1 protein-coding gene is annotated in these 1,762 nt (G+C 64.2%); it reads left to right on the top strand.

The genetic code is table 11. The annotated features are described in order from the left end of the window. The first annotated feature begins 99 nt into the window (after window positions 1-99). A complete protein-coding gene (locus ACZXDY_RS45770) occupies window positions 100-1,755 on the top strand; it encodes an integrase catalytic domain-containing protein (RefSeq protein ID WP_464349992.1) in 1,656 nt (551 codons plus the stop codon). Window positions 1,756-1,762: the final 7 nt, after the last annotated feature.

The raw sequence follows: 1,762 nt of genomic DNA on the forward strand, positions 1-1,762 counted from the left end.
CGCATTGCCTCATCAAGAATGTTACCGGAGAACTGACCGTCAGGATTGGGGCGGCGATACCGAATCGGCTCGGTGTCGCCGATGGCAGGACGGATCAGCATGGGTGCGCGGCGCGAGCTCACGGCGGCGGTGGTAGAGCGCTATCGATCAGCAGGGCGGGCAGATAAGGGGCGCATACTCGACGAGCTTTGCGCGGTGACCGGCTGGCATCGCAAGCACGCGGTTCGGGCGCTTGCCGGCCATGTCGCAATTTCGCCGGAGGCCCGGCGCCAGCGAAGGCCGACCTATGGCGCCAAGATCAGGGATGCGCTGGTGGCGCTGTGGGAGGCCTCGGATCGGATCTGCGGCAAGCGGCTCAAGGTAATGATTCCGACGTTGCTGCCTTCGTTGGAGCGGCATGGCCGGCTCAAGCTCGACCAGGCGGATCGAGCGCTGGTGCTCGGCGTCAGCGCAGCCACGATTGATCGCCTGCTGGTCAAGACCAAAATTGACGCGACCGGCGGTAAGCGTCGGCGGGTCGGCTTTTATTCGGCGGTACGGCGTGAAGTTCCGATCCGGACGTTCAACGACTGGCACGATCCGCCGCCGGGGTTCTGCGAGGTCGACATGGTGGCTCATGGCGGCACATCTGTAGCTGGCTCGTTCATTCAGACATTGACGATGGTCGACGTCGCGACTGGTTGGACCGAATGCATGCCGCTGGTGACGCGCGAGAGCGGCCTCGTCGTGCGAGCCATGGAGCGCGCACAGAACCTGTTTCCCTGGCTCATTCGCGGCGCCGACTTCGACAACGACAGCGCGTTTATGAACGATGTCGTCGTGCCCTGGTGTCGCACGCAAAAGATCGAGGTGACACGCTCGCGCGCCTACAAGAAGAACGATCAGGCTTTCGTCGAGCAGAAGAATGGCGCGGTCGTCCGGCGACTTGTGGGATACGGTCGCTTCGATGGCGTCGGGACGACGCGCGTGCTGGAACGCTTGTATGCCGCATCGCGGCTGCACACCAACTTCTTCCAGCCGTCCTTCAAGCTGAAGGACAAGCGACGCGAGGGCGCGAAAGTGATCAAGCGCTATCATGTTCCGGCCACGCCCTATGCGCGCGCACTGGCGCATCCGAAGTTGAGCAAAGGCGTCAAACGGCGTCTTCGGGAGCTTTATCGCACGCTCGATCCCGTGGCCCTGCTGGCGGAGATGAGGGACGCCCAGACGGAGCTCGGCACGCGCGTCGGCGCCCGCGCGGGCAAGCTCGCGGCAGCTGCCAGTCCGCCGGCTCCGGCAACGAACGCGGCAGCGTTCGCGAAGGGGCTCGGCAATGAGGTGCATCTGGGGGAGCAGCGCATCATCCATCGGCGGATGCGCAAGCCATACAAAAAGCGCATGAGAATGCCATCGATGCTCGATCCGCACCTCGCCGACATCGAGCGCTGGCTCGCGGCCGAACCTCGTCTGACCGCGCTGGCCATCCTCGGTCGTCTCACCGAACACGCCCCCGAAAAGTTCGGGCCGCCGCAGCACACCATCGTGCAGCGCTTGTTGCGATCACTCAGACGCAACGCAACCGAGGTGATCATCCCGCGCATGGCCGGGGGTACGGCACCGGCCACCATTGGTGATCCCGGGAATGGGGCCGGCGCTGCGTGTGATGGGCACTCCGCGACGTCCCCAGTCCCTCCGATCCTGCGAGGAATGACGCAACCTCAGACCGGCCGACAGTCGGCGCTACGTCCGTCAAGCGAAAGTAACATCCTCAGATGAGGCAATA

It is taken from the genome of Bradyrhizobium sp. LeoB3, from assembly GCF_055456055.1.

Bases quoted from the DNA above. Each gene is read 5' to 3' on its own strand.
- ACZXDY_RS45770 (WP_464349992.1), top strand. From the start codon at position 100: ATGGGTGCGCGGCGCGAGCTCACGGCGGCGGTGGTAGAGCGCTATCGA.